Origin of the sequence: Georgenia faecalis, assembly GCF_003710105.1 — a bacterium.
Taxonomy (GTDB): Bacteria; Actinomycetota; Actinomycetes; order Actinomycetales; family Actinomycetaceae; genus Georgenia_A; species Georgenia_A faecalis.
The window spans coordinates 776,597-797,087 of sequence record NZ_CP033325.1; the positions used below are offsets into that span (position 1 = coordinate 776,597).

Here is a 20,491-nt window from a genome sequence, read left to right on the forward strand (position 1 = left end):
GCGGCGCCACGGCACCACCGCACCGCGGCACCACCGCACCGCGGCGTTACGGCGTTACTGACGGCGCTACGGCTCCAGGCCGTAGTCCCGGTCGACCTCCTCGGGCTCCCGGCCGAGCACCTGTGCCACCTGCTCGACGACGACGTCGCGCACGAGGGCACGGGTCTCCGCCGCGTCGGCGCACCGCGACTGCACGGGCCGGCGGTAGATCACCACCCGGTGGGTGAGCCCGGCCGCGCTGTCCGCTGGGAAATAGCGGCCGAGGGCGACCGCGCTGTGCTCCCACGGGCTGGGGTCCGAGGGCGGGACGTCCTCGACGGCGAACTCGACGGCGTCGAGCGCCCCGGCCCACCGCTTCTCCAGGCGCTGGACGACGGCGAGCACGGTGTCGTCGAACTCCTCGGCCCGGGTGCGCCAGCCGGGCAGCGTCGGGGGGATGAGGGGACCGCGCGGTCCTCGGCCGTGCCGGTCGCGGCGACGCCCTCCCCGGCGACGGGGGATGGCGGGGAGCCGGACCTCGGACATGGGGCCGAGCGTACCGCCGGGCCGTCCGGCCGACGGGCTAGCGGCGCCAGCCGGTCGACGCGAGGAGCCGCTCGCGCAGGTCGGGCGCCATCGTGGCCGCGTAGTCCGCCGTGAGGTGGTTGTGGTCGAGGTAGACGTGGACGTTCCCGATCACCGGTTGGCAGGTGCCCTCCGGGCAGAGCCGGTCGGTGAGGTCGATGGCGTGGAAGCCGTCGAGACCGAGGTCGGCGGCCGGGTTGACCGGCGCGAGCGCCTGGTCCAGGGGCACCGCGCACTGCTCCGCGCCGGCGTCCTCGACGCACGCGTACATGTCGAAGGTGAACCGCGGGTTGTCCCGCACGCCGATGACCTCGATGCCCGCGTCGGTGAGTGCCGCGGCCACGGCCGCGTAGCCATGGACGAGCCGCTCGTCGGGGCTGTCGGGCGCCGCGGCGGTGGCCATGGTGAAGACGGCGTCGGGGGCGAGGTCGAGGACGTACGCCAGGGCGGCGTCGAGCCACTCCCGGCAGTGCTCCGGCTGCGCCGGGTCGTCCGGGCTGCCGAAGGCGCACCCTCCCTCCAGGACGGAGACGAGCTGCCACCCCTCCTGCTCGGCGACCGGGACGAGGGCCCCCATCCACTGCTCGGCGTGCGAGTCGCCGACGACGACGACGAGCCGCTCGGGGTCGGCCAGGGGCGCGGTCTGCCCGCACCCGGCGACGAGGACGTCGGCGCGCGGGGCGTAGTCCCCGGCGCACGGGGTGCCGAGGGAGACCCACTGGCTGCGCAGCTCGGTCGCCAGCGGGATGGCCGGCCCCTCGGGGGCACCGGTGTACCCCTCCCGCAGGGCGGTGGCGCCGGGGTGATCGGCCGCCGTGGCCTGCTGCTGCGCCTCCGCCCGGGCCTGGAGGACGCCCTGGGCGCCGGCGAGGGGGACCGCCACGACGGCCAGGCAGGCGACCACCACGAGGGCCATCCGCCAGCGGCGGGCCTCCGTCCAGCGCGCCCGGCGCAACGGCGACTCGACGCCGTGGGTGACGAGCCAGGCCGCCGCGAGGGACACGGCGATGATGGCGAGCCCGACGAGGAAGCCCGGGCGGTCCTCGCCGGAGACGGCGAGGACGATGACGAGGATCGGCCAGTGGACGAGGTAGAGCGCGTAGGACAGGCGGCCGACCCGGACGAGCGGGGCGCAGGACAGGACCCGGTCGGCGCCCGCCCGTGAGCCCGTCTGCCCCGCGACCATGACCAGCGCCGCCGCGAGGATCGGCCACAGGGCCACCGCCCCGGGGAAGGCGCGGTCCACCGGGACGAGCAGGCCGCAGGCGAGCATCGCGGCCAGCCCGAGCCAGCCGAGCGCGACCCGCAGCGACCGGGCCAGGCGCAGGTGCGGCAGGGCCAGGGCGAGCAGGGAGCCGACGGCGAACTCCCACAGGCGGGCGCGGCTGTCGAAGTAGGCGAACGCCTGGTGGGTCGCGGTGGAATGGACCGAGAAGGCGAGCGAGCCCGCGAACACCGCCCCGAACGCCACCCACAGCACCGACCGGTACCGCAGGCCGGAGCGCGAGGCGAGCCACGCGCCGCCGGCGAGGACGAGCGGCCACAGGAGGAAGACCTGGCCCTGGATGGACAGCGACCAGAAGTGCTGCAGCGGGCTGGAGGTCGCGTGCTCGGCGGCGTAGTAGTCGACGGACCGTGACGCGAGCAGCCAGTTCTGGACGTAGAGCAGGCTGGCCCAGGCCTGGTCGATGATCTCCGTCCAGCGCGAGGCGGGCAGGAGCAGCCACGTCGCCCCGAGCGTGCCGAGGATCGTCACGGCCGCCGCCGGCAGGAGCCGCTTGAACCGGTGCAGCCAGTGCCGCCCGAGGTCGAGGGGGCGCCCCGACTCCACCCGGCGGACGAAGGACAGGGTGAGGAGGAACGCCGAGATCATGAGGAAGATGTCGACGCCGCCGGACACGCGGTCCAACCACACGTGGTAGACGACGACCATGAGCACCGCCAGCGCGCGCAGGCCCTCGAGCTCGGGGCGAAACCCTGGCGCGGGGCCGGCCCCGGGCGCGTGCGGCGGGCTGGCGGGCGTCGCCTCCGTCGTGATGATCACGCCCGGAGTCTAGGGACAGCTGTCGACGAGAAGGGGAGGTACGGCGCGCCTGGCGCGGCGACGTCGACGTCGCGTTGTACCGTCGCTCCCGTGAGAACGACCCGCCACTGCACGCGCTCGTCGTGCACCCAGCCCGCCGTGGCGACGCTCACCTACGTCTACGCGGACTCCACCGCCGTCCTCGGTCCCCTCGCCACGCAGGCCGAGCCGCACTCCTACGACCTGTGCGCCACGCACGCCGAGCGCCTCACCGCCCCGCGCGGGTGGGAGGTCGTCCGGCTCGCCTCGGACTTCGTCCCGGCGCGCCCCAGTGATGACGACCTGGACGCGCTCGCGGACGCGGTGCGGGAGGCCTCGCAGGCGCGGCCGACGACGTCGGCCCCCGCGGCACGGCCGGGCTCGGCGGCTCCCGCGCCCGTCACCCACCGCCTGCCCGAGGCGCCCCCCGAGGTCTCCCGGCGCGGGCACCTGCGCATGCTGCGCGGCGAGGGCGAGTAGCCCCACCCCGGCATCGTTAGGCTGGCAGCTGCCGGCGCACCGCCGCCGGCAGGACGGAGTGCACCGTGGACGCATCGAGCGAGCCGACGACCATCGACCCCTGGGTACGGGACATCCTCCGCTGCCCCGTGACCGGGGCCCCGCTCGTCGACGGCGTCGGGCCGACCGGCGAGCCCGAGCTCGTCTCCACGGACCCGGAGCAGCCGTTGGCGTACCCGGTGCGCGACGGCGTCCCGGTGCTGCTGGCGGACGAGGCCCGCGTCGTCGACCCGGGCTGACGCCCGGCGGCCCGCCGGCGCCCCCGCTGCCCCCGGAGCGGCGCGGGAGGCCCCCGCGCCGCCCGCGTGCGCCCGCCGCGGTCAGGCGTCGCCCGCCGCTGCCCCGGCCAGGACGTCGGCCAGCTCGGCCGGCGCGGACCACATCGGCCAGTGCCCGGTCGGCAGGTCGACGTAGCGCGCATCGGTGAGCGCGGCGACCGCCGCGAACATGGGCTCGCCGGACGCCACGAGGGCCTGGACCGTCGCGGACGGGATCGAGCAGCAGACCAGCGTGGCCGGCACGCCGTGGCGGCGGTCGTCACGCAGGACGATGCGCTCCCGCAGCGCCCCCGCGGGGTGCGGGACCGCCCGCTCCCGGAACCGGTCGAGCGCGGCGGCGTCGAGCCCGGCGAGGCTGGCCCCGCCGGCCTCGAGCTCGGCGAAGGACGGCAGGGGGAGCTCGACGGCGTCCTGCCGGAGGTCCGGCTCGGGGACGACGCCGTCGGCGGAGGGGCCGCTGTCGACGTAGACCACCCGGGCGACGCGCTCGGGCGCGGCGTCGAGCGCCGACGTCACCGGTGCGCCGGCGCCGCTGTGGGCGACGAGGACGACCGGGCCGTCGTGGGCCGTCACGGCGTCGAGGACGGCGCGGACGTGGTCCTCGTAGCGGATCCCCGCGCGTGGCGTCACGGCGTCCTCGAGGCCGGGCAGGGTCAGCGCCGTGACGGTGTGCCCGGTGGCGCGGAGGCGGGCGGCGACGGCGTCCCAGGCCCACGCCCCCAGCCAGTGGCCGGGGACGAGGACGATGGGCGGGGACGGGGGAGGGGTCTGGGGGCTCATGGGACCACTCTGACCGCCGGTCGTGACACCGTTATGGCACCCTTTTCCGGTGAACCGCACCGACCGGCTCTACGCCGTCCGCGAGACGCTGCGCCGCGCCGGTCGCGCGGGGCGGACCGCCGAGCAGCTGGCCGCCGAGTTCGAGGTCAGCGTGCGCACCGTCAAGCGGGACGTCTCGGCCCTGCAGCAGGCCGGCTTCCCCGTGTGGGCGCGCGTGGGACGTACCGGGGGCTACGTCGTCGACGAGGCCGCGACGCTCCCGCCGGTGACGTTCACCCCCGCCGAGGTCGCGGCGCTCGCGGCCGCCGTCGAGGCGCACCGCGGTCAGCCCTTCGACGCCGACGGGCGGGCCGCGCTCACCAAGGTCCTCAACGTCCTGCCACCTCCGGCCCGCGCGCGCGCCACCGCCCTGGCGGCCCGGGTGTGGACCAACGAGACGGCCACGCCCCACGGCCGCGCCCGGGTGCGCGGCGCCGTCGAGGCGGCCCTGCAGGCGCGCGAGGTCCTCGCCCTCACGTACCGCGACGGCGCCGGCGAGGTGACGTCGCGCCAGGTGGACCCGCAGCTGCTCGCGCACACCGGCGGGGCGTGGTTCCTCGTCGCCCACTGCCGCCTGCGCCAGGCGGTCCGGTGGTTCCGGCTGGACCGGATCGAGGACGCCCGGAGGACCGCCCAGCCCGCCGTCGAGGTCCCCCTGGAGGAGATCGGCGAGCCGCCACCGACGGCGCGGCCGCTGGGCTGAGCGACGCGCGCGGCCGGTTGCGCGCGTGCGGCCTGGCCCGCCCCGGGCCGCGGAAGGCCCTGCCGCACGTACGCGACGGCCCCGCCCCCCGGAGGGGAGCGGGGCCGTCGCGGCGCGCGTGCGGTCAGCCGGTGACCGTGGCGACGAAGTCGGGGTTCTCCTCGAGCCACTGCTCGACGGAGCCCTCGTTGTCGCTGCCGCCGTTCTCGTTGAACATGATGTTCTCGAGCGCGTGCAGCTGGTCGGCGTCCATCGTGAAGTTCGCGATCCACTCCGCCACGTCGGGGTACTCGCTGGCGAAGGCGGCGGTGCCGTACGTGTAGATGTCGTCGGCCTCGCCGAGCGCACCCTCGGGGTCCTCGAGGTCCTTGATCGGGAATGCGTCGTACGCCCAGTGCGGGCGCCACAGGGTGACGACGACGTTCTCGCCGGCGTCGGTGGCGGCCTCGAGCTCGGCGAGCATCGCCGGCGTGGAGGAGACGAGGAACTCCATGTCCTCCAGGCCGTACGCGGGGATCACCGCGTCGCGGACCACCCGGGTGAGGCCGGCGCCGGACTCGATGCCGATGATGCGGTTGTCGAAGAGCTCCGCGTTCTCGGCCAGCTCGGCGAGCGAGTCGATGGGGGCGTCCTCGTTGACGGCGACCGTCAGCGGGGCGCCCTCGAGCCACATGCCCAGCTCGGCGATGTCCTCGCCGTACTCGGCGACGAAGTCGCCGTGGGTGAGGGGGAGCCAGGTGTCGAAGTTGAGGTCGTAGTCGCCCTCGGCGAGGCCCGTGAAGACGATGCCGGCGTCGGCCGTCTCCATCTCCACCTCGTAGCCCTCCTCCTCGAGGATGTGCTGCCACAGGTGGGAGACGGCGATGCCCTCCTCCCAGCCCGAGTGGATGCCGATGGTGATGGGCTCGGCGTTCGCGGGACCGTCCCCGCCGCCCGTCCCGCCGTCGTCGGAGGACCCGCAGGCGGCGAGGGTGAGGGCCAGGGCGGTGGTGGTGGCGAGGACGCCGCCACGGCGTCGGAGGTTGCGCATGGACATCGTTCCTTTCGCGAGCGAGACATCCGCTCTCGTGGGGGTGAGGGGGGAGGGCTCAGTCGGAGGCCGCGCGCACCCGCAGGGCCTTCGCCACCGGGGCGCGGTCGCCGAGGGCGGCGGTCACGCGGTCGAGGATCATCGCGAGGATGACGACCGACAGGCCCGCCTCCACGCCGAGCCCGATGTTGACCGTCTGCAGCGCCTGGACGACGTCCTGGCCCAGGCCCGGCGCGCCGACCATGCCGGAGATGACCACCATGGACAGCGCGAGCATGATCACCTGGTTGAGGCCCGCCATGATCGTGGGCAGGGCGAGCGGGAGCTGGATCTGGCGCAGGATGCGCCCCGGCGTCGCACCGAAGGCGTGCCCGGCCTCGACGACCTCGCTGTCCACCTGCCGGATGCCCAGCTCGGTGAGGCGCACGCCGGGCGCCATGGCGAAGATGATCGTCGCGACGACGCCGGGGACGACGCCGACGCGGAAGAGGACCACGGCCGGGATGAGGTAGACGAACGCGGGCATCGTCTGCATGAAGTCGAGCACGGGGCGCAGGGCTCGCGAGACGTGGCCGTTGCGGGCCGCCCACACGCCCAGCGGGATGCCGACGGCGACGGCGATGAGCGAGGCCACGAGGACCAGGGCGAGCGTCGACATGGCGTTCTCCCACTGGTCGACGCCGTAGATCACGGCCAGCCCGACGAGCGAGCCGAGGGCCAGCCGCCACCCCTTGGCGAAGAACGCCGCGGCGGCGAGGACGAGGGCGACGACCCACGGGGCGGGCCCGGCGAGCGCAAGCTCGGCACCGTCGAAGAGGGTGTCGACGCCGGTGCCGATGACGTCGAAGACGCGGTCGAGGTTGTCGGTGAGGACGTCGACGAAGGCGTCGGCCCACTCGCCGACGGGCAGACGGAAGAGGGTCTCGTTCATCGTGCGCCTCCGGTGGTGGTCGGGTCCTCGACGGCGTGCCGGCCGCGTGCCGGGCCGGGGGGCGCAGGCTCGACCGGCACCCCGGTCTCCCCCGCGGGCGCGGTCACCTCGGTAGGCGCCACCGCCTCGGCCCGCGGCTCCTCGGCGGGCGCCACCGCCTCGGCGGGCGGCTCGTCGGCGGGCGCCACCGCCTCGGCCGGCGCCATGGCCTGGAGCAGGTCGATGCGGGGGATCACCCCGATCAGGCGCTGGTGGTCGTCGACGACGGCGATCGGCAGCAGCGACTCGGCGGCCGGGGCGAAGACGTCCGCGAGGGCCGTGCTCTCGTGCACCGCGGTGCTGTCCTCGTGGAGCACCCCGGCAAGCTCGGTGGCGCCCGCGCGCTGCGCCTGGACCACCTCGGCGTCGTACACGACGCCCCGGAGGGTGCGGTCGCGGTCGGTGACGTAGGCGGCGGAGACCTGCGCGTCGCGCATCTCGCGCAGGGCGCGGTTCGGACCGGCGGAGATCGTCACGACGGCCTTCGGGCGGCGCATGAGCGACCCGGCGGTGATGACCCGCGAGCGGTCGACGTCGGCGACGAACTTCGCCACGTACTCGTCGGCGGGGGCGGACAGGATCGTCTCGGCGGTGTCCAGCTGGACGATCCGCCCGTCGCGCATCACGGCGATGCGGTCGCCGAGGAACATCGCCTCGTTGAGGTCGTGGGTGATGAAGACGATGGTCTTGCCCAGGGAGGCCTGGAGCTCGAGGAGCTGCTCCTGCATCTCCCGTCGGATGAGCGGGTCGAGCGCCGAGAAGGCCTCGTCCATGAGGAGGATGTCCGTGTCCGCGGCCAGGGCGCGGGCCAGGCCCACGCGCTGGCGCATGCCGCCGGAGAGCTGCGAGGGCAGCGAGCTCTCCCAGCCGCCGAGACCCGTCATGCGCAGCGCCTCGGCGGCACGCTCGCGCCGCTCGGCCTTGCTCACGCCCTGGATCTCCAGGGGGTAGGCGGCGTTGTCGAGGACGCTGCGGTGGGGCAGCAGCGCGAAGTGCTGGAAGACCATGGACACCCGCGTCCGGCGGAGCTCGCGCAGAGCGGCGGGGGAGACGTCGGAGACGCTGTCCTCGCCGAGGAGGATCCGCCCCGACGTCGGCGTGAGGAGCCCGTTGAGCATCCGGATGAGCGTGGACTTGCCCGACCCGGACAGGCCCATGACGACGAAGGTCTCGCCCTTGGCCACCTCGAAGGAGGCGTCGATGACGGCGGCGGTCCCCAGGGAGCGGACGTCCTCGCGGGACGCCCCGGTCCTCATGCGGCGGACGACCTCCTGGGGGCGGCGTCCGAAGACCTTGTAGACGTTCTCAGCGCGTAGTGCGCTCACATTCACCTCGCAGTGTTCTCAGACGGCCGCGGCCAAGGGGCGCGCGGCTGCTTACGATCACCGCGTCGGGCACGACGGGCATCGCATGGTGGGGATGGGGATGTCCTCCACCATGCCAGCCGGGTCGGACGTGCGCCAACGACCTGGCGCCCCCCAGCAGGTGCCGGGGGTGGTCCAGCGTCCGAGACGCAACGCCCTGACCTGCACCTTTGCAGGCTGGCGAGATTGTTACACGGTTGTGACGTTGACATGCCCCCTGGGTTGCCGTACCGGCCGAGACCCGGTGTGGCGCACGTCGCGTCGGCATTGTCCGGATATGCCGCAGCGGGGGTGCTCCTCGAGGAGCACCCCCGCTGCGGGGTGGCGAGGTCGGGCCGGCGTCAGCGGCTGGTCAGTCGCCGCCGGGTGGCGAGGAGCGCGCCGATGGCGAGCAGGAGCGCGCCGCCCGCCAGGAGCCCGGTGCTCTCGACGCCCGTGCTGGGCAGGTTCCCGCCGCGGGGCGGGGGACCGGCCGGGTCCGGCCGCCCGCTCGGGTCCGGCCGCCCGCTCGGGTCGTCGGTGGGCGGGGGAGCCGTCGTCGGCGGCTCCGTGGGTCCGTCCGTGGGCGGCTCGGTGGGTCCGTCCGTGGGCGGCTCGGTGGGTCCGTCCGTGGGCGGCTCCGTGGGGCCGTCGGTGGGTGGCTCGGTGGGCGCCGTCGCGTCGAAGGTGTGGGTCCACGTGGCGACCGCGCCGTCGGTGAGGGCGTAACCCTCGACGGCGCGGGCGGTGACGGCGACGGTCCCGGTCCCGGGGTAGGTGCCCGCCTCGACGGGCTCGCCGCCGATCACGTACTCCACGCCCTCGGTCTCGGGGATCGTGAACGTGTCCTGGGCCGTGCCCGGCTCGTCGGTGAACGCCACCGCTGTCGGCGTCACCTCGATGACGTACCGCAGGCCGAACCCGAGCGGGAAGAGGACGCCGCTGCCGTCGGCCTCGGGGACGTTGACCGGGAGCCGGCCGCTGGGGTTGACGTCGCCGGTGAGGGCGGCGACGGCGCCGTGGAAGCTGGTCGTCGTGAAGCCGTAGGTGTTGAGGACGGCGTCCGCGTCGGGAAACACGCTGACGTCGTAGGGGTGCTGGGTGGCGACCACGACGACCGGCGTGCCGGTCTCGGCCAGGGCGGCGACCATGGCCTGCTGCGCGGCGTTCCCCGTGGCGTTGTTCGAGGTGAAGACGACGACGTCGTGGTCGGGGGCCGCGGCGACCGCGCGCGCCCGGTACTCCTCGGACGGCGACGTGCCGTCCTCGTAGTCCTCGGTCACGGTGAACCCGCGTTCGGCGAGCATCGGGCCCATGAGCTCGGGCCAGCCGGAGCCGGCGCCGACCATGAGGACGGAGTCCTCCTCCGGGTCGAGGGGGAGCAGGTCGTCGTCGTTGCGCAGCAGCGTGACGGCGCGCTCGGCGATCTCGTCGGCCGCAGCGAGGTGCTCGTCGTTGCCGACGACGTCCATCACCGCGTCGACGTCGACCATGGGGTCCGCCCACACGCCGCGCTCGACCTTCCACTCGAGGATGCGGCGGACCGAGGCGTCGAGGCGGTCCTCGGTGATCCGCCCGTCGGCGAGGGCACCCTTGACGCCCGCGATCGTCGCGTCCATGTTCGGCGGGTTGAGGAGGACGTCCGCCCCCGCCATGATCGCCATGGCGGCGATGTCGGCGTCGTCGAGGGGCTCGCCGTCCTCGCCCTCGACGAGGCGCAGCGCGGCCATGCCGAGCGAGTCGGTGACGATGAGACCGTCGAAGCCCATCTCCTCGCGGAGCAGCTCGGTGAGCACCTTGGGGGACAGGGTCCCGGGCAGCTCGGGGTCGATCGCCTCGACGATCATGTGCGCCGTCATCACCATGTCGATGTCGGCGTCGATGGCCGCCTCGAACGGGATGAGGTGCTGGTCGAGGGTGGCGCGGTCGTACGTGACGATGGGCAGGCCGGTGTGGGAGTCGACCGCGGTGTCCCCGTGGCCGGGGAAGTGCTTGGCGGCGGCCGCGACGTCGTAGGCCTGGATGCCCTCGATCTGGGCCGCGCCCAGCCTGGCGACGGTCTCCGGGTCCTCCCCCATGGAGCGGTCGGCGATGACCGGGTTGGCGGGGTTGGTGTTGACGTCGAGGACGGGGGCGAAGTCGACGTTGACGCCGACGGCGCCCATCTCCGAGCCGAGGATCTCGCCGTGGGCGCGGGCGAGCGCCTCGTCGAAGGTGGCGCCGAGGGCCATGGTGCTGGGCAGCACGGTGGCCGGTGCGGTCAGCCGCGCCACCCGGCCGCCCTCCTGGTCGATGGTGATCGCCAGCGGGATCCCCGGGTCCGCGTCGAGCGCCGCCTGCTGGAGGCCGTTGGAGAGCGTGGCGGTGGCCTGTGGGCTGGCCGTGTTCCCCGCCCACGCGAAGTAGAGGACGCCGCCCAGGTGGTACTTCTCCACGACCTGGGCCGGGGTGGTGATCCCCGCGCCGTACCGGCCGCTGTTCTGCGTGGCGTAGGTGGCGTCGTCGGCGGACGAGCCGTAGACGTGGTTCCAGATGAGCTGGCCGATCTTCTCGTCGACCGACATGCCGTCGATGATCGCCTCGATCTCGGCGCTCGACCCGGGGACGGGTTCGGCGGCGCTCGCGGGAACCATGCTGCCGGCGAGCACGCACGCCGCTGCGGCGGCGACGACTCCTGTGCGCAAGACCGACCGGGGGCGTGAACCGTGCACGTGACCTCCAGGTGAGGGGAGCCCACCTCGGCGCGGGCTCGGCACGCCGGACACTACGACCGACCCGGGCCGCGGGTCACAAACTTTTGTCTACGATCTTCGCGGTGAAAGCGACTTCCGCACGGTCGCCGCGGTGAGCCGGGCGGTGCAGGGGTGCCGCGGCGGGCCCCGGTGCGTCCGGCGGGCCGGGCGCTGGGGCCAGGGCCCACAGCGGAGCGGGGGTGCCCTCCGAAGAGGGCACCCCCGCTCGGGTGGTGCTACGTCAGCGCGGGGCCGTCAGCGCGTCTGGCGGCGGCGCACGGCGAGGACCGTTCCGGCGCCGAGCGCGAGGAGCAGCAGCGCCCCGGCGACGAGGCCGGTCGCCTCCGCGCCCGTGCTGGGCAGGTTCCCGCGGGGCGGCCTGCTCGGGCCGTCACCGCCCGGTGCCGTGGGGCCTCCGCCGCCGCTGGAGTCCTCGCAGCCGACGCCGTCCCGGTCACGGTCGAGGTGCGTGCCGTACCCGGGCTCGCCCCGGTGCACGGGTGCTGCACCGGCGGCGCGCGCGGCGTCGCAGTTCTCGTAGTAGACGTCGCCGCCGGGGGTCGTGGGCTCCGGGCCCGGGGTGGTGGGCTCCGGGCCGGGCGTGGTGGGGTCCGGGTCCGGGGTCGTCGGCTCCTCGCCGGCGGCGTCGAACTCGTGCGCCCACAGCGCCTCGGCGTCCCACGCGAGGTAGTAGCCCTCGAGCGGGACCGCGGCGATCGCGACGGCGCCCTCACCGGGGTAGGTCCCGGCCTCGCGGACCTCGGCGTCGTCGCCCTCCCCGACGACGTACTCCACGCCCTCGGTGGCCGGGATGGTGAAGGAGTCGTTCGCGGTGCCCGGCTGGTCCGTGAAGGTCGGCGCCGCGGGAGTGACCGCCGTGCCGTAGCTGATGCCGTAGCCGAGGGGGTACATGACCTCGCCGGCGACGGCGCCGGGGATGTTGACCGGCAGGCGGCCGCTCGGGTTGACGGTGCCGAGGACGGCGTCGGCGAGGGAGTTGAGCGACGGCGCCTGGTAGCTGTACGTGGCGAGCTGCGCGTCGGCCATGGCCCAGTTGACGTCGTAGGGGTTGCGCACCGGGACGTGGATGACCGGGATGTCAGTGGCCACGAGCGCGGCGAGATAGGCCCGCTGCGCGGCCGCGTCGGCCGCGGTCAGCCCCGAGACGTTCGTCATGACGAGGATGGCGTCGTGCCCCTGGGCGGCCGCGACCGCGGCCGCGATGTCCGCGTCGGTGGGGGCGGCGGCGGGGTGGGCCGTGGCGTCCGCGCCGCGCGCGGCGAGGGCCGCGGTGAGGTTCGGCACGCCGGTGGCGCCCCAGCCGGTGACGAAGACCGAGTCGTCCGTGCTCAGCGGCAGGACGTTGTCCTCGTTGCGGAGCAGGGTGAGGGACCGGTCGGCGATCTCGTCCGCGACGGCGAGGTGCTCGGCGTTGCCGACGACGGCGTCGACGGCGTCGACGTCGACGTACGGGTCGGGCGTCCACACGCCCCGGTCGACCTTCCACTCGAGGATCCGGGTGACGGACTCCTCCAGGCGCTCGCGGGTGAGCTCGTCGTTCTCGACGGCCTCGGTGATCGCCTCGAACGTCGCGGGGACGTCCGGGGACATGAGAAGGATGTCGGAGCCCGCCTGGATGGCGAGGACGGCGATCTCACCGTCGGTGAGCGGGTTGCCGGGGAGCTGCTTGAGCGCCGCCATGTCGAGCGCGTCGGTGGTGATGAGGCCGTCGAAGCCCATCTCCTCGCGGAGCAGGCCGGTGAGGACGTCGTGGGACAGGGTGCCGGGCATCTCGTCGTCGATGGCCTCGACGATGATGTGCGCCGTCATGACCATGTCGACGCCGGCCTCGATGGCGGCCTTGAACGGCAGGAGGTGCCGGTCGAGGGTCGCGCGGTCGTAGTCGACCACCGGCAGGCCGTAGTGCGAGTCGTTCACCGTGTCGCCGTGGCCGGGGAAGTGCTTCGCCGCCGCACCGACGCCGTTGTCCTGCAGCCCGGTGAGCTGGCCGACGCCGAGCGCCGCCACCGCCTCGGGGTTCTCGCCCATCGACCGCACCCCGATGACCGGGTTTGCGGGGTTGGTGTTGACGTCGACGACGGGGGCGAAGTCGACGTTGACGCCCACGGACGCGAGCTCCCTGCCCAGGACGGAGCCCTGGGCGTAGGCGAGCATCGGGTCGTACGTCGCGCCGAGGGCCATGTTGCCCGGGAACACGGTGACGGGGCTCGCCATGCGGGCGACGATGCCGCCCTCCTGGTCGATGGTGACCGCGAGCGGGATGCCGGATCCCTCGTCCCCGACCGAGGCCGCCTGGAGGTCGTTCGACAGCTCCGCGGTGCCCGCGGGGTCGTTGACCACCACCGGGTTGGACCACGCGAAGTAGAGGACGCCGCCGAGGTCGTACTCCTCGATGACCTCCGCAGGGGTGTCGACCCCGTAACGGGCCGGGTTGCTCTGAACGGGGTTCCCGTAGGTGTGGCCGGCGTGGTCGCCCGTGTTGCCGTAGACCTGCGTCCACGTCATCTGACCGATGAGCTGCCGCAGGCTCATCCCGTCGACGACGGCCGCGATCGCCTCGTCGGAGGTGGGTGGTGGGACAGCGGCGTTGGCCGGGACCATGCCGGCGGCGAGCACGCAGGTCGCCGCCGCGGCGACGACGCCGGTGCGCAGGACCGGGCGTGAACGGGACGAGCGGGAACGGGAGCGGTGCACGACACCTCCATGTGTGGGGAGCCCGCACCGGTGCAGGCTCACTCGGACGGTATGCCGCACCCCCAGGGGCGTCAATGGTTTACGCGAGGCTTCCTGGTCCGGCCTGCGAGTGACGCGCGGGCGGCGCCCCGACATGCGGGAGCGGGGGTGCTCCCCGTGGGGAGCACCCCCGCTCGCGGGTGGTGCGTCAGACGTCAGCCGGTGGGCGTCGGTCCGGGGTGCCTCAGTGGGTCAGGCGGCGGCGGGTGACGAGGACCGCGCCGGCGCCCAGGGCGAGCAGGAGCAGGCCGCCGGCCAGCAGGCCGGTGGTCTCGGCGCCCGTGGACGGCAGGTGGCTGCCGCCCGTGGACGGCGCGTTGCCGCCGCCCGGGGTGGTGGGCTCATTCGTGGGGAGCTCGGTGGTGGGCTCCTCGGTGGGCTCGTCCGTGGGGAGCTCGGTGGTGGGCTCCTCGGTGGGCTCGTCCGTGGGGAGCTCGGTGGTGGGCTCCTCGGTGGGCTCGTCCGTGGGGAGCTCGGTGGTGGGCTCCTCGGTGGGCTCGTCCGTGGGGAGCTCGGTGGTGGGCTCCTCGGTGGGCTCGTCCGTGGGGGGCTCGGTCGGGGCGGTGGCGTCGAAGGTGAACGTCCACGCCGTCGTCGCGTCGTCGGTGAGGACGTACCCGTCAAGGGCGCGAGCGGTGAGGCTGACGGTCCCGCTGGCCGGGTAGCTGCCTGCCGCGACCGGCTCGCCGTCGATGACGTACTCCACGCCCTCGACCTCGGGGATGGTGAACGTGTCCCCGGCCGTGCCGGGCTCGTCGGTGAACACCACCGCGGCCGGCGTCACCGGCGTCAGGGGCGCGGTGGCGTCGAACGTGAAAGTCCACGTCATGACGGCGTCGTCGGCGAACCAGAAGCCCTCGAGGGGCTCCGCGGTGACGGTCACGGCGCCCACACCGGGGTGGGTACCAGCCGCAACGGCCTCCCCATCGACGAGGTACTGGACTCCGGCGACGGCCGGGACGGTGATCGTGTCGTCCGCGGTGCCCGGCGCGTCGGTGAAGACGACCGGCGCCGGGGCGGCCTCGGTCCCGTAGCGCAGCCCGAAGCCGAGGGGCAGGAGAACGCCCTGGCCGTCCGCGGTGGGGACGTTGACGGGCAGCTTGGCGCTGGGGTTGATGTCACCCGCGAGCGCCGCCACGGCGCCGTGGAAGTTGACGACGTTGATGCCGTAGATGTTGAGGACGGCGTCCGCGCCCGGGAGCGCGTTGATGTCGTACGGGTTGCGCGTCGCCACGACCACGACGGGCTTGCCCGTGGCGGCCAGGGCGGCGACCATCTGCTGCTGGGCCGCGTTGCCGCTCGCGTTGTACGACGCGAAGACGATGACGTCGACGTCCGGCGACTGCGCGGCGGCCACGGCGCTGTTGCGGTAGCCCGCGGTCGGGGAGGTGCCGTCCTCGTACAGCTCGGTGACGCCGAACCCCTCCTCCACGAGCATCGGGCCCATGCGCTCGGGCCATGCGGCACCCGACCCGACCATGAGGATGTGGTCATCGGCGCTCAGGGGCAGGACGTCGCCCTCGTTGCGCAGGAGCGTGACGCCGCGCTCGGAGATCTCGTCCGCCGTGGCGAGGTGCTCGGCATTGCCGACCGTCTGCATGACGGCGGCGGGGTCGACGGTGGGGTCGGCCTCCCACACACCACGCTCGAGCTTCCACTGGAGGATGCGGGTGACCGACTCCTCGAGACGCTCACGGGTGAGGTCGCCGCTGGCGATCGCGGCCCGCACGCCGGCGAAGGACGCGTCGACGTTGGGGGAGTTGAGGAGGATGTCCGAGCCGGCCTGGATCGCCATGACGGCGATCTGGGCGTCGTCGAGGGGCATGTCCGGCAGCCTCTTCAGTGCGGCCATGTCGAGGGCGTCGGTGGTGATGAGACCGTCGAAGCCCATCTCCTCACGCAGCAGCCCGGTGAGGACCTTGTGCGACAGCGTGGCCGGCAGCTCGGGGTCGATCGCCTGGACGATGATGTGCGCCGTCATGATCATGTCGACGTCGGCCTCGATGGCGGACACGAACGGACGCAGGTGCTCGTTGAGCTCGGCGCGGTCGTAGGTCACCGTGTCGAGCCCGTAGTGCGAGTCGAGGGCGGTGTCACCGTGGCCGGGGAAGTGCTTGGCCGACGCGCCGACGTTCTGGTCCTGCAGGCCGCGGATCTGGGCCGCACCGAGGGCCGCGACCGTTGCCGGGTCCTCGCCCATGGACCGGATACCGATGACCGGGTTGGCCGGGTTGGAGTTGACGTCCACGACAGGGGCGAAGTCGACGTTCACCCCCATGGCGGCCATCTCGCTACCGAGGATCTCTCCCTGCGCGTACGCCAGCTCCTCGTCGAACGACGCACCGAGGGACATGTTGCCCGGAAGGACGGTGGCGGGGGCGCCGATGCGGGCGACGGTGCCGCCCTCCTGGTCGATGGTGACGGCCAGCGGGATCCCGGAACCGTTGTCGCCGGTCGAGGCGGCCTGGAGGCCGTTCGACAGCTCGGCGGTGGCGGCCGGGTTGCTCGCGATGATGGGGTTCGCCCACGCGAAGTAGAGGACGCCGCCGAGGTCGTACTTCTCGACGACCTGGGCGGGGGTGTCGACGCCGTAGCGCGTCCGGTTGGTGGTCGCCATGGACGTGTCGTTCGGGGAGTTGCCGTAGACGTGGGTCCACGTCATCTGGCCGATGAGCTGGTCGACCGTCATGTTGTCGACGACCTGCAGGATCACTTCCGGCGTCTCCGGCGGAGCGATCGCGGCATTCGCCGGCACGACTGACGCAGCGAGCATGGCCGCTGCGGCCGCCGTGACGAGGCTGGCCTTGCGGCCGGCCGTGAGGGGGGTACGGGACACCAATTCCTCCAACTTGTCACTGATGGGTGCCGCGCAGTCGTCGCATGGCACGCCCAAGGAAGCGGTGTAAAGGGGGCGGCCACGCATCACGTCTGCGCTGACGTCCTCACCCTAGGGCGCAGCGCCGACATGGGTGATGCGTGGGTCACATGCTGAACGGCACCGGAAGCGCTAGCTGAAGGAGCGGATCGTCTAGGTCGCCCGCGCGAGACCACGGCACTGTCGGCGACCGGGCTAGGCCGGGACGCCCCCGCGTCGCGGTCGTCCGCGCCGGCTCTGCGGGGGCGTCGGTGCCCTAGGCGTCCGTGCCCGGCTTGGGGGCGGTGTTGTCGGTGCCGCCGAGCTCGGCGAGGAACTGGTGGCACTGGTGGGCGCGGTCGGAGTCCTCCGCCATGACGCGCTCGAAGAAGGCGGCGATCTCCTCCTTGCCGGCGTTGCGGGCGTCGCGCACGTACTGGCCGTAGTCGTGCCCGGCCTTGAGCGAGTGGTACTGCAGCGAGATGAGGTCGAACGTGACGTCGTCGAACCCGGTCTCTCCTGTGGCCATCGTTGGTCCTCCAGTCGGTGTGCTCGAACCCCCGACATCACGGGGTCCCGACCATACGAGCGCGCCCGAGTGCCGCAACCGGAACGGGTGCCGGGCAGCAGGGCCAGGCCTCCGGGCGCCCGGAGGCGAGCCGCGCCGCGTCAGTCCGGGATCTCGTGCGGGAGCCGGCGCAGCTCGGCGGTCTCGGCGTCGATGCGCTGCTGCGCGGCGGACCCGACGGCGTACTCGCGGTCCCGGCGCGCCACGAGCACGGCGGCGACGAAGCGCTCCGGGTGGGTGCCCCACGGCGGGGGCGGGGCGACGAGGGGCTCGATCCGGGCGGCGAGCTGGCTGCCCAGCGCCCGGCGCGCACCGGGCTCCATGGATCCGGTCCGGTCGAGGAATCGGCGCGCGGCGAGGGCGAGCCCGTCGGGCAGGGCGCGGATGTCGGCGGTCGCCGCCCACGCCGCCAGCTCCGGCGGCATGACGAGCGGCGCGGGGCGCCGGCCGTCGTCGCGGACCCGCGCCGCGTACGTCCCGGCGAGCAGGTCGCCCACCCGCTTGCCGCGGCTGTTGACGAGGGCGCACACGACGGCGACCGACCCGACGGTGAGCCACAGCTCGCCGAACCCGGTGAGGGCCCGGATGAAGGCGTGCCGGAACCGGATGGGCCCGCCGTCGTCGCGGACGATGCGCACCCCGGTGGCGAGCTTGCCCAGGGAGCGCCCGCGGGTGAGCGTCTCCACCGCCGTCGGGACGATGATGACCACCGCGACGAGGCTCACGATGGTGAGGGTCTGCAACCGGGCCTGGTTCGTCCCGGCCGACGACGCGAGGGCGAGGACCAGGGCGATGAGGACGGCGACGTAGACGGCGGCGTCGAGCAGGCCGCCGAGCATGCGCAGGAGGAAGGACGCCGGGCGGATCTCCAGCGCCACGGCCTCGCCGGTAACGATGAGGTCCGGCGGCAGGCCGGCGGTGCCGGCCGTGGCGGAACCCCCCGGGGTGGGAGCGGTGCCGGTGAGCATGTGTGGCAGGGTACCGGCGTGGACGTCGACGCCTTCGCCGCGGTGCACGGGCCCCAGTGGGACCGGCTGCGCGCGCTGACGGAGCGGTCCCGGCTCACCGGCCCGGAGGTCGACGAGCTCGTCGGGCTCTACCAGGCGAGCGCGACCCACCTGTCGGCCGTGCGCACCAGCGCCCCCGACCCCGCCCTGGTGGCCCGGCTCTCGACCCTGCTCGCCGCCGCCCGTGGGCGCATCGCCGGCGCGCACGAGCTCCGCCTCGCCGACGTCACCGCGTTCTTCACCCTGTCCCTGCCGGCGGCGTTCTACCGGCTCCGCTGGTGGACCCTCGCCGTGACGGTCGCCTTCGTCGCCGTGGCGGCGGTGAGCGGGTGGTGGGTGGCGACGAACCCGGCCGCCATGGCGACGCTCGGCAGCCCGGAGGAGCTCGAGCAGTACGCCGACGAGTCGTTCGCGGCCTACTACTCCAACTATCCCGCCGGGGACTTCGCCGGGCAGGTGTGGACCAACAACGCGTGGATCGCCGCCCAGTGCATCGGGCTGGGCATCACGGGGTTCTACCCCGCCTTCGTGCTCTACCAGAACGCCGTGGGCGTCGGCTCGGCCGCGGGCATCCTCGCCGAGTACGGCAGCCTCGAGGTGTTCTTCGGCCTCATCCTCCCGCACGGGCTCATGGAGCTCACGGCGATCTTCATCGCCGGTGGGGCGGGCCTCAAGCTCTTCTGGGCGTGGGTGAGCCCCGGGCCCCGCACGCGCTCGCGGGCGGTCGCCGAGGAGGGGCGCTCGCTGTTCACCGTCGCGCTCGGGCTCGTCGTCGTCCTGGGCGTCTCCGGGCTCGTCGAGGGGTTCGTCACGCCGTCCGGGCTGCCGGGCTGGCTGAAGATCGCCATCGGCGCGCTCGTCCTCGCCGGCTACTGGACGTACACGATCGTGCTGGGCCGCCGGGCGGTCCGTGCGGGCCACACCGGTGACCTCGCCCCGGACCTCGCCGGGTACACCCAGGCCCAGGCCGGCTGAGGTCCCGGCTCCCCGTCAGAGCCGGCCCGCCGCCTTGAGGGCGAGGTAGGCGTCGGCGAGGGCGGGCGGGAGCGCGTCGGGCGAGCCCTCGACCACCTCGACGCCGCGGCGACGCAGCCGGGCGGCGACGGCGTCGCGCTCGAGGTCGCCACGCTCCGCGGCCGCCGCGTCGAAGACCGCCTCGCTCGTCGAGCGGTCGCGGCGGAGCGCCTCGACCTCCGGGTCCGACGCGGAGGCGAGGAGCACCTGGTGGTCCTTGCTCATCCCGGCGACCACCGGGAGCAGTCCGGTGACGACGGCGGCGGGCTCGAGGGCGGTGAGCAGGACGACGAGCGAGCGCTGGGAGAGCGTGTCGCGTACCGCCTGGGCCACCGCGGTCCAGCTGACCTCCACCAGCGCCGGCTCCAGCGGGGCCAGCGCGTCGGCCACCGCTGACATGAGGCGCGGGCCGTGCACCCCGGACACGCGGGCGCGGGGCGTGGCATCGAGGGCGACGACGTCGACGCGGTCCCCGGCCCGGCTGGCGAGGGCGGTGAGCAGCAGCGCCGCCTCGATCTGTGCCTCCAGGCGCGGGGCGTCCCCGAGCCGGGCAGCCGCCAGGCGCGAGGTGTCGAGGACGATGAGCACCCGCCGGTCGCGCTCGGGACGCCAGGTGCGCACGACGACGTCCCCGCGCCGGGCGGTCGCCCGCCAGTCGATGGCCCGGACGTCGTCCCCGGCGACGTACTCGCGCAGGGAGTCGAACTCGGTGCCCTGGCCGCGGACCTGGACGGCGGCCCGCCCGTCCATCTCCCGCAGGCGGGCGAGCCGGGACGGCAGGTGCCGGCGGGAGGCGAACTCGGGAAGCACGCGCAGCCGTGCCGGGCTGGCGACGGAGACCTGGCGCGCGGCGAGGCCGAGGGGGCCGAAGGAGCGCACGGTGACGAGGTCGGCGACGCGCTCGCCGCGCCGGGTGGGCGTGAGCGTGGTGCGAACCCGCCGGGCCTGGCCACCGGGGACGACGACGCGGTGCCGGTTGGCGGTCGCGCCCGCGGACGGCGGCCACGCGTCCCGGACGAGCGCGCGGACCGTCCGCTCACCGGTGTTCGTCAGCGTGAGGGTGCACGCGGTGCGCTCACCGAGCCGCACGGCCCCCGGCACCGCCCGGGCCGGGACGAGGCGCCGTGGCGGAGCGGCGAGGAGGAGGTCGACCCCGCACAGGAGCACGACGAGCGCGACCCACCACCCCACCGTCGCCGGCCGGGGCAGGAGGAGCACCGGCACGAGCCCCACCGCCACCAGCGCCACCGCGCGCCCGGTCACTGCCATCGACG

At 74.3% G+C, this 20,491-nt stretch carries 16 protein-coding genes; 4 read left to right on the forward strand and 12 right to left on the reverse strand.

Features of this window, described 5'->3' with window-relative positions:
* Positions 1-66: 66 nt before the first annotated feature.
* Together EBO36_RS03260 and EBO36_RS03265 are read right to left on the reverse strand one after the other, a co-directional pair.
* Positions 67-525 carry a metallopeptidase family protein gene (locus tag EBO36_RS03260; protein ID WP_122823350.1) on the reverse strand — a complete coding sequence of 153 codons (459 nt, stop codon included), beginning with the start codon at positions 523-525 and terminating at the stop codon, positions 67-69.
* Positions 526-562: 37 nt separating this feature from the next.
* Positions 563-2,608 carry an acyltransferase family protein gene (locus EBO36_RS03265; RefSeq protein ID WP_244925351.1) on the reverse strand — a complete coding sequence of 682 codons (2,046 nt, stop codon included), beginning with the start codon at positions 2,606-2,608 and terminating at the stop codon, positions 563-565.
* 90 nt (positions 2,609-2,698) lie between these two features.
* Here EBO36_RS03265 and EBO36_RS03270 point away from each other — a divergent pair, with 90 nt between their 5' ends.
* The gene (locus EBO36_RS03270; RefSeq protein WP_122823351.1) at positions 2,699-3,106 is read left to right on the forward strand and encodes a DUF3499 domain-containing protein; all 408 of its coding nucleotides are present in this window, start codon (positions 2,699-2,701) and stop codon (positions 3,104-3,106) included.
* Positions 3,107-3,171: 65 nt separating this feature from the next.
* Positions 3,172-3,384 (forward strand): Trm112 family protein, encoded by a 213-nt coding sequence (locus tag EBO36_RS03275; RefSeq protein WP_122823352.1) that lies wholly within the window; start codon positions 3,172-3,174, stop codon positions 3,382-3,384.
* A gap of 81 nt (positions 3,385-3,465) precedes the next feature.
* Here the strand turns inward: EBO36_RS03275 and EBO36_RS03280 are convergent, their stop codons facing one another.
* Positions 3,466-4,203, reverse strand: a complete 738-nt coding sequence (locus EBO36_RS03280) for an alpha/beta fold hydrolase (RefSeq protein WP_122823353.1) — start codon at positions 4,201-4,203, stop codon at positions 3,466-3,468.
* Between the two features lie 49 nt (positions 4,204-4,252).
* On the opposite strand from EBO36_RS03280, the gene EBO36_RS03285 reads away from it, so the two are divergent.
* Positions 4,253-4,945: a helix-turn-helix transcriptional regulator gene (locus EBO36_RS03285; RefSeq protein WP_122823354.1), complete on the forward strand. Its 693-nt coding sequence runs from the start codon at positions 4,253-4,255 to the stop codon at positions 4,943-4,945.
* Positions 4,946-5,069: 124 nt separating this feature from the next.
* Here EBO36_RS03285 and EBO36_RS03290 read toward each other — a convergent pair whose 3' ends face one another.
* From EBO36_RS03290 to EBO36_RS03325, 8 genes are all read right to left on the reverse strand, one after another.
* The gene (locus tag EBO36_RS03290; protein ID WP_122823355.1) at positions 5,070-5,975 is read right to left on the reverse strand and encodes a glycine betaine ABC transporter substrate-binding protein; all 906 of its coding nucleotides are present in this window, start codon (positions 5,973-5,975) and stop codon (positions 5,070-5,072) included.
* Between the two features lie 58 nt (positions 5,976-6,033).
* Positions 6,034-6,906, reverse strand: a complete 873-nt coding sequence (locus EBO36_RS03295; RefSeq protein ID WP_122823356.1) for an ABC transporter permease — start codon at positions 6,904-6,906, stop codon at positions 6,034-6,036.
* A complete protein-coding gene (locus tag EBO36_RS03300; protein WP_465253913.1) occupies positions 6,903-8,270 on the reverse strand; it encodes a quaternary amine ABC transporter ATP-binding protein in 1,368 nt (455 codons plus the stop codon). The genes EBO36_RS03295 and EBO36_RS03300 overlap by 4 nt, the downstream gene beginning before the upstream one ends.
* Positions 8,271-8,650: 380 nt before the next feature.
* Positions 8,651-10,972, reverse strand: coding sequence for a glycoside hydrolase family 3 N-terminal domain-containing protein (locus EBO36_RS03305; protein WP_187695835.1), 2,322 nt, complete (start codon positions 10,970-10,972; stop codon positions 8,651-8,653).
* Between the two features lie 303 nt (positions 10,973-11,275).
* Complete coding sequence (locus EBO36_RS03310; RefSeq protein ID WP_164471320.1) at positions 11,276-13,735, reverse strand: glycoside hydrolase family 3 N-terminal domain-containing protein; 2,460 nt, start codon at positions 13,733-13,735, stop codon at positions 11,276-11,278.
* 223 nt (positions 13,736-13,958) lie between these two features.
* The gene (locus EBO36_RS03315) at positions 13,959-16,610 is read right to left on the reverse strand and encodes a glycoside hydrolase family 3 N-terminal domain-containing protein (protein WP_187695836.1); all 2,652 of its coding nucleotides are present in this window, start codon (positions 16,608-16,610) and stop codon (positions 13,959-13,961) included.
* A gap of 295 nt (positions 16,611-16,905) precedes the next feature.
* On the reverse strand, positions 16,906-17,157 hold the full coding sequence (locus EBO36_RS03320) for an acyl carrier protein (RefSeq protein ID WP_122823360.1): 252 nt from the start codon (positions 17,155-17,157) through the stop codon (positions 16,906-16,908).
* Positions 17,158-17,297: 140 nt separating this feature from the next.
* On the reverse strand, positions 17,298-18,164 hold the full coding sequence (locus tag EBO36_RS03325) for an RDD family protein (protein WP_122823361.1): 867 nt from the start codon (positions 18,162-18,164) through the stop codon (positions 17,298-17,300).
* 18 nt (positions 18,165-18,182) lie between these two features.
* On the opposite strand from EBO36_RS03325, the gene EBO36_RS03330 reads away from it, so the two are divergent.
* Positions 18,183-19,178 carry a stage II sporulation protein M gene (locus EBO36_RS03330; protein ID WP_122825418.1) on the forward strand — a complete coding sequence of 332 codons (996 nt, stop codon included), beginning with the start codon at positions 18,183-18,185 and terminating at the stop codon, positions 19,176-19,178.
* A gap of 15 nt (positions 19,179-19,193) precedes the next feature.
* On the opposite strand, the gene EBO36_RS03335 is transcribed toward EBO36_RS03330, so the two are convergent.
* Positions 19,194-20,486: a DUF58 domain-containing protein gene (locus EBO36_RS03335; protein ID WP_122823362.1), complete on the reverse strand. Its 1,293-nt coding sequence runs from the start codon at positions 20,484-20,486 to the stop codon at positions 19,194-19,196.
* Positions 20,487-20,491 lie beyond the last annotated feature (5 nt).

What these genes read in the sequence shown, in the direction of transcription:
- EBO36_RS03320 (WP_122823360.1), bottom strand. Translation starts at nt 17,157, where the DNA reads ATGGCCACAGGAGAGACCGGGTTCGACGACGTCACGTTCGACCTCATC.
- EBO36_RS03280 (WP_122823353.1), bottom strand. Translation starts at nt 4,203, where the DNA reads ATGAGCCCCCAGACCCCTCCCCCGTCCCCGCCCATCGTCCTCGTCCCC.
- EBO36_RS03325 (WP_122823361.1), bottom strand. Translation starts at nt 18,164, where the DNA reads ATGCTCACCGGCACCGCTCCCACCCCGGGGGGTTCCGCCACGGCCGGC.
- EBO36_RS03335 (WP_122823362.1), bottom strand. Translation starts at nt 20,486, where the DNA reads ATGGCAGTGACCGGGCGCGCGGTGGCGCTGGTGGCGGTGGGGCTCGTG.
- EBO36_RS03260 (WP_122823350.1), bottom strand. Translation starts at nt 525, where the DNA reads ATGTCCGAGGTCCGGCTCCCCGCCATCCCCCGTCGCCGGGGAGGGCGT.
- EBO36_RS03295 (WP_122823356.1), bottom strand. Translation starts at nt 6,906, where the DNA reads ATGAACGAGACCCTCTTCCGTCTGCCCGTCGGCGAGTGGGCCGACGCC.
- EBO36_RS03290 (WP_122823355.1), bottom strand. Translation starts at nt 5,975, where the DNA reads ATGCGCAACCTCCGACGCCGTGGCGGCGTCCTCGCCACCACCACCGCC.